The organism is Leptolyngbya cf. ectocarpi LEGE 11479, from assembly GCF_015207065.1.
Taxonomy (GTDB): Bacteria; Cyanobacteriota; Cyanobacteriia; order Phormidesmidales; family Phormidesmidaceae; genus Leptothoe; species Leptothoe ectocarpi.
This window is the reverse complement of record NZ_JADEXP010000359.1, coordinates 1-6433: the sequence shown is the minus strand read 5'-3', so window position 1 is coordinate 6433 and position 6433 is coordinate 1. Positions and strand designations below refer to the sequence as shown.

Here is a 6433-nt window from a genome sequence, read left to right as displayed (position 1 = left end):
CAATAATATTGGAATCATCCCGGCCCACGTCCAAATAGCCCTCTGCCCACACATCAAACAGATCGGCACCGGTAATTTTTAGATCGTAGGCACCTTCTGTAAAGGTAAACCGCTGACGACGGTTGACATTGCGCGGGGAAAATATCTGACGGCCATTGACAAACACGTTGGCCCAGTCGTCCCCTTGGGCAATAAACTCTACGGTGACTTGCTGCTGCACAGGCCGCCGCCGCCGCTCGTAGACAGGATAGCGATGGCGTTCCCCACGGGTGGGATAGCGATGGCGTTCCCTACGGGTGCGATGGTGCCCCTCATGGGTGGGATGGCGACGGCGATGAATGATAATGCGGTCGGCCTGGGCAGCTGGGGCCGCTGCCAACGGCAGTGCGATCGCACAGAGTATGCCGAGCCATCGCCAGGGTTGTCGGGTCATAGTAGCCTCGGTGTTAACGCCTCAATGTTAAGTTAGCCATCCAAATGGCAGGGGCACCTGCTTTCTATTTTAGGGTCATCCTCAAATCATCCGTTGCCAATGGTCAGATTATGAAATTGGCCGCAGAGCAGTCAGTATAGTGAAAGTAGATTGCGATCGCATATGAAATACTTTGAAAAACCCGGCGCTGACCTCGCTGACCGTGTACCCCCAGGGCAGCATCTAGCCAAAGGCTTTCCCGTCTTGACCTATGGACCTACACCAGAGGTCACCCAGCAGGACTGGCAGCTCACACTATCGGGATTGGTAACCTCTAAAACCCTCAGCTGGGAAGACCTGATGGCACTGCCACAGCACCAGTTCACAGCAGACTTTCACTGTGTTACCACATGGTCCAAGCTAGACGTCACCTGGACCGGGGTAAAGGTAACGGACCTCTTAGCCACCGTTACTGTAGATGAACAAGCCGCCCACGTAATGGCCCACTGCTATGGCGGCTACACCACCAATGTGGCCATGGCAGATTTTGCCCGACCCGAAAACTTCTTGGCCCATACCCTAGAAGGGCAACCCCTGCCCCCCGATCACGGCGGTCCCCTGCGGCTGGTAGTGCCCCATCTCTATGCCTGGAAAAGTGCCAAATGGCTGAACGGCCTGGAGTTTTGCGCAAAGTCAGTGCTGGGATTTTGGGAACGCAATGGCTATCACAAACGGGGTGAACCTTGGGCCGAAGAAAGATACAGCGATCGGTAGGAACACTGAACTATCCTGATCGTCTCTTTAGCTATCTGTAGTTATGAGCATGGCCCTTGGGGCCAGTCATCCTGCCTGAAATCCTGAAAATTCGGCGCACTTTGCGATTCAAACTGGCAAATCACAGGTCGCATGTCCGCAACTAACTCTCGTAAATCCCGACAGCTGATTGACACCCTTCCTCCGGAAGCTCGGCAGTGGTTAACAGGCCTGCCTTGGGTACAACGTCGCTACGTGCTGTCGTTATGCCATGTTATTTGTGCTAGCTCCCCCGAGGGCCAAGCTAAATTCTTAGACGAATATACCGCTGATGGCGTGATGTCTCGGATCATTCACGATCAGGATACGCAACAGCGCATTTACTATCACCTACATCGGTTTCGCATTCAAACGCAGCTGACCGAAAAGGTCCTCCGGCGTTATGTGCAGCAGTTTTATATTCATTCTGCCCAGGTCCGGCAACACCAAGAAAACGCCTACTTGGAGGCCGCCATGCGACTGATGGCAGACGGTCGAGAGCACAACCGGGTGCTCACCTATATTCTTGGGTTTGAGCTGTTAATCCTCCTGTTTGGCATGAGTTGGGAACAGCACGAGCGGCTCTATCGCCTACAGCCTAACCAGGAAGACTTTTTCAATCTTTATATCCGCCCTGTGCAGAGAGCCCATCGATTAAACGGCATTATTATCCCCAAGGATGAAGATCGTTTTTTTGCCCGACGTGACTATTTTGTCCATATCCCCCAGATTAAGCCGGGGCAGACAGTGGCGCTGATTATGGCTAGCTTTTTACCCAAACAGGTCAGTCAGCTGGGCGCTGTGATTATGCGTCATCAAAATGCCCTGCAGTTTGACTATGCGCATATTTTTCAACAAGACTCTGACGCCGCGATTTTTGATTCAAGCCCCTGATTTGATTCCGCCCTATTCCATTATGCGGATAGCCCCCGATTGAATCGCATCGAACAGCCGATTGATCTGACAGCGCTCTTGCTCATCAACGGTGCCGTCAGCCAGCACCATTTTGGATAGGGTTTGATACTGAGTGTAGGTAATTCGCTTGGTCCTAATCAGCCGATCCACCAGCTGGGTAACCTCATTTTTTTCTAGTTCAGCATTTTCCAGTGGAGCATCAGCACTAATCTCACTGATGTCAGGGCTTTCTGTATTGTCAGAAGCGTCGCTCATGGCTATCAAGACCTGCCATAGGCAAGTGGGCGGCAATGGGAACCAACATTGTGCGTAACGCCATTGGATGTTGGCAAGACGTTTGGGAATATTGGCATCCTACCGGAAAGTCACGGGGTGCTTTCAGTAGAGACTGTAGAGACGGTCGAATCGTTATGGATTTGTAACAGGGCAATAGCTGCATCTAAAGAATCCGCTTCCTGCGTTGGCTTATCATGTCGCCAACGTAAAATGCGGGGAAACCGTACGGCAATACCAGACTTATGCCGATTAGACTGGGCGATGCCTTCAAACCCAATTTCAAACACATGGACCGGTTCGACCGAACGCACGGGACCAAACCGCTCACGGGTATGGCGACGAATCCACTGGTCCAGACTAGCGATTTCTTGGTTATCCAAACCTGAATAGGCTTTGGCAAAGGGCACAAGGTTCTCACCCTGCCACAGGGCAAAGGTATAGTCAGTAAACAGATTGGCCCGTTTGCCGCTACCGGCTTGAGCATAGATCAACACCGCATCCAGGGTCATTGGATCTACCTTATATTTCCACCAGTAGCCCCGCTTACGACCGACTAGATAAGGACTCTCTAACGCTTTGAGCATCAGACCTTCGGCCCGGTGCTGGCGCGCCTGAGATCTGAGCATTTGCAGCTGCTCAAAGGTGTCAATGTTCATGGGCTGGGAGCAGCTGATATTGCTAGCTCCCTGAGCGACTCTCTGGACAGCCAGCAAGTCTGCAAGTAACTGGTGCCGACGGTGCAAGGGATGCTCGCGGATATCCTGCCCCTCATACTCAAGTAGGTCATAGGCCAAAAAATGTACGGGATTTTCAGCCATCAGTTTAGGCCCTACTCGTTTACGGCCCAGACGTTTTTGTAAATGGTTAAAGCTCATCGGTCGCTGACCATCCCAGCAGACAATTTCGCCATCCAGTACGGTGCCATCGGGAAGTTGCTGCAGCGGTTCTGCAAACTCTGGAAACTGGTGGGTGATCAGGTCTTCCCCCCGCGACCAAATAAAGTGTTGCTCGGCCCGATGAATCATCTGGGCGCGAATGCCGTCCCATTTCCATTCAGCTTGCCAGTGGGCCATGGGTTCATGGGCAAATTTTTCCACATCCATGGGGGAAGCCAGGAAAAACGGATAGGGACGGCTCGGAGTGGACTGGCTCGTATCGCTGTGAACCAGCTGTTGATAAAACTCTACAGACGGGCTAAAGTCACCCATCAGCCGATGGGTAATCACATCGGCAGGAATGTCATACTCAGCCGCTAGTGCCTTAACCAATAGCTTGGTGGAAACCCCAACGCGGAAAGCCCCGGTTAAGATTTTATTGAGGACAAAGACTTCATCGCCCTCCAAACTGGCCCACCAGGACAAAATTAACGGCTGCTGTTCCTCGTCACGACAGGTTTTGACCTGGGGAATAATGGTTTCCAGCCAGGTATGGAGTGGCTGATCTTGGCATGAACTTTGGGGCGTTGGCAGCGGCGTATCGACCAGCAACAAAGCAATGGTTTCTGCCGAATCACCCACGTGGGCATAGCTAGCCTCAAACAGCCATTCAGGTATGTCGGATACTTGCAAAAAAATATCCCGTAGCACCCGAGATGTAATCAGACGTTTGCGAGTTTTACCTAAAAACAGATACAGCGCCCAAACCGCATTGGCCGCAGACTCATCACGAAAATAACGTTGAAGAGCGGCTACTTTTTCATTTGTGGAAGTGGTGCCATCCACAGCTTGGAAAAGTTGGGTAAATCGCTTCATTAGGGTATCTGGGCGGTTACAGTGGGTTGGCTGAGCGAAGTCGAAGCCAACATTATTATTTGTGGGACAGTTACGGTTTGGGCCTATGAATTTTTATTTGCCTTTTGTAAACCTTAAGAAATAATTAATATTTCATATTATCCTCGATCTAACTAGCCTGTAGTTTGCAGGCGTCCAGCGGCTATCACTTTTATGGCAAATAATATCGAACACAACCGGATTGCTCAGTCGCCCAATAGTGCGTCTAGTCGGCTTAGTAGCAATGACTTTAAGCTCTCCCCTGACGGACTGTTTGCCCCCTCCTATGCCAGTCGTCAGCTGCCAGACAAGCCGGCTCGCATGGCAGTCTTAGTCGATGGCGCAAATTTATTTTATTCCGCATCTTATCTAGGTATTGAAATCGACTATGTGCGGTTGCTGCAAACATTAGTGGGGCAGCGGCAGCTGTTGCGGTCTTACTTTTATACAGGCGTAGATCCCAAAAATGAGAAACAGCGGGGATTTTTGCTCTGGTTGAGTCGCCATGGCTACCGTGTGATCAGTAAGGATTTGGCCCAGGTTGCCGATGGGTCACGACGGGCCAATCTGCATGTGGAGATGGCGGTGGATATGCTGCGATTAGCCGATCACTGTGACACGATTACGCTGCTAAGCGGTGATGGGCATTTGACCTATGCGGTGGATGCTCTCAGTTCTCGAGGGGTAAGAGTGGAGCTGGTGAGCCTACAGTCTATGACCAGCGATACGTTGATTGACCTGGCAGATTGCTATATAAATTTGGCGGAGCTGCAGGACACTATCTGTAAGCGGCGGTAGCTGGCAAGGTTTTGCCAACCCCATACAACCCTGGTTTACTGAACAGGGCATACTAGAAAATCCGTCAGTCAATCCTCTACCTACTGGTTGTACTGTGGGTATCAGTACAGACTAAGAAAAATTGATAGTTGTGTAAAGAGACGATGGGATTAGCTTGCAGAGCCTCCCATGAGAATCTTCCCGGTGTAGATTGGACTCATAGAAGAACGATTTATTGAATTCCACCTTATATCTAAACCGAACCCCCCATGAGCCTTAGCGCCCATGGGGGGTTCTTATCTCCAGTCATCACACGTCTCTCCTACGACACAGCCACGACAAAGAGAGCACAACAAATCCCTATCTAGTCCAAAAAATTGTCTAAATAAAACCACAATAATCCTAATGTTCTTTGTGGCCGGGGCGTGCTCTCTTTGCGTTTCTCTATGCTTCCGACGGGGTTAGTCGACCCTGACCCGGCGGGTCAAAATGGCCATCACCTCATTGGGTCGCCCGGTGGCTAGCGGACGGCTCCAGTCGTTGGGTTCGGCGTAGTTGAGTTTGTGCAGGGTGGCAATGGTGGTCTGCACAGCGATGAGGGTGCCCAGCAGTAGCAGCCGCACGTCTTCGTACTGGTGCTCGGGCAAACTACCGTCAGTAGGCGGATCGGTGGGCGCGCCTGCGCCCTGGGTTGGGTCAATAAACATGGCTCTGATCTCCAATAAAACAATGGGTAGGAAACCAGAGCGCATAAGATAGCCACCCCGTGGGTGTATGCAATCCGGGGTGGCAACAGGTACCATAAACCTGCGCTCCCAGGTTGTCGACGCAACGTGGGGGTGAAGCCGCCGGTTAAGTGTTCTAGCACTTGCCGGTGGCGCTAAATTATGTGCTCTGTAGTTCGGTCAAAAATGACCTTGGAACAAGAGTACTCACAAGTTTTTCCCTAGTCAAGAGGGTACTGAACAGATTTTGGACAAACTTAACAGAATGCTTATTTGGCTTGTCTAGGAATGTACGCGGTTGCGATCATCCTGACATGAATGCCTGAAATACGGTATGAGCAGACTTACACCGAAACCTCATATGGCTTAAGAGTCGCCAGAAATATCAGCTAAAATTGGTTGCAGCAGAGCGAGCAGTTCAGGAATATCATCTTGAATAACGCTCCATAAGGTATTGAGATTTATCCTGTCATATTGATGAGCTAGAATATCTCTCATGCCAGCAATCTCAGCCCAAGGAATCATCGGGTAACGACTACGAAACTCAGACGATAATCGCTTCGTAGCTTCGCCGATGATAATTATCTGATAGAGAGTAGCAGACTGTTTTTCGTCATTTTTGGCTAGCTCTTCTTTAGACAATAGTCCGGACAGAAAAGCGAGAGAAATAGCCAGAAAAGCTATTCAGGCACTAAGGTTTTGTTAACAGACAAACCCACCTGAATAGCCATGACATGCATCATACCGGGTCTACTACGAAAAGTGGG

At 50.7% G+C, this 6433-nt stretch carries 8 protein-coding genes; 3 read left to right on the top strand and 5 right to left on the bottom strand.

The features are described from left to right. On the bottom strand, nt 1-433 hold a 433-nt coding region (locus IQ260_RS25580), incomplete at its 3' end, for a hypothetical protein (protein ID WP_193995904.1). 162 nt (nt 434-595) lie between these two features. Here IQ260_RS25580 and IQ260_RS25575 point away from each other — a divergent pair. Further along, a complete protein-coding gene (locus IQ260_RS25575) occupies nt 596-1186 on the top strand; it encodes a sulfite oxidase-like oxidoreductase (protein WP_193995903.1) in 591 nt (196 codons plus the stop codon). Between the two features lie 132 nt (nt 1187-1318). Further along, the gene (locus tag IQ260_RS25570) at nt 1319-2098 is read left to right on the top strand and encodes a cobyrinic acid a,c-diamide synthase (protein WP_193995902.1); all 780 of its coding nucleotides are present in this window, start codon (nt 1319-1321) and stop codon (nt 2096-2098) included. A gap of 12 nt (nt 2099-2110) precedes the next feature. Here the strand turns inward: IQ260_RS25570 and IQ260_RS25565 are convergent, their stop codons facing one another. After that, nucleotides 2111-2374, bottom strand: coding sequence for a hypothetical protein (locus IQ260_RS25565; RefSeq protein ID WP_228016429.1), 264 nt, complete (start codon nt 2372-2374; stop codon nt 2111-2113). A 110-nt stretch (nt 2375-2484) separates the two neighbouring features. Continuing rightward, nucleotides 2485-4146 (bottom strand): ATP-dependent DNA ligase, encoded by a 1662-nt coding sequence (locus IQ260_RS25560; protein WP_193995901.1) that lies wholly within the window; start codon nt 4144-4146, stop codon nt 2485-2487. Nucleotides 4147-4338: 192 nt separating this feature from the next. Between IQ260_RS25560 and IQ260_RS25555 the strand changes: the two genes are divergently transcribed. Beyond that, nucleotides 4339-4962: a LabA-like NYN domain-containing protein gene (locus tag IQ260_RS25555; RefSeq protein WP_193995900.1), complete on the top strand. Its 624-nt coding sequence runs from the start codon at nt 4339-4341 to the stop codon at nt 4960-4962. Between the two features lie 440 nt (nt 4963-5402). On the opposite strand, the gene IQ260_RS25550 is transcribed toward IQ260_RS25555, so the two are convergent. Together IQ260_RS25550 and IQ260_RS25545 are read right to left on the bottom strand one after the other, a co-directional pair. After that, nucleotides 5403-5648, bottom strand: coding sequence for a hypothetical protein (locus IQ260_RS25550; protein WP_193995899.1), 246 nt, complete (start codon nt 5646-5648; stop codon nt 5403-5405). Nucleotides 5649-6032: 384 nt separating this feature from the next. Then, a complete protein-coding gene (locus IQ260_RS25545; RefSeq protein ID WP_228016428.1) occupies nt 6033-6308 on the bottom strand; it encodes a HepT-like ribonuclease domain-containing protein in 276 nt (91 codons plus the stop codon). Nucleotides 6309-6433: the final 125 nt, after the last annotated feature.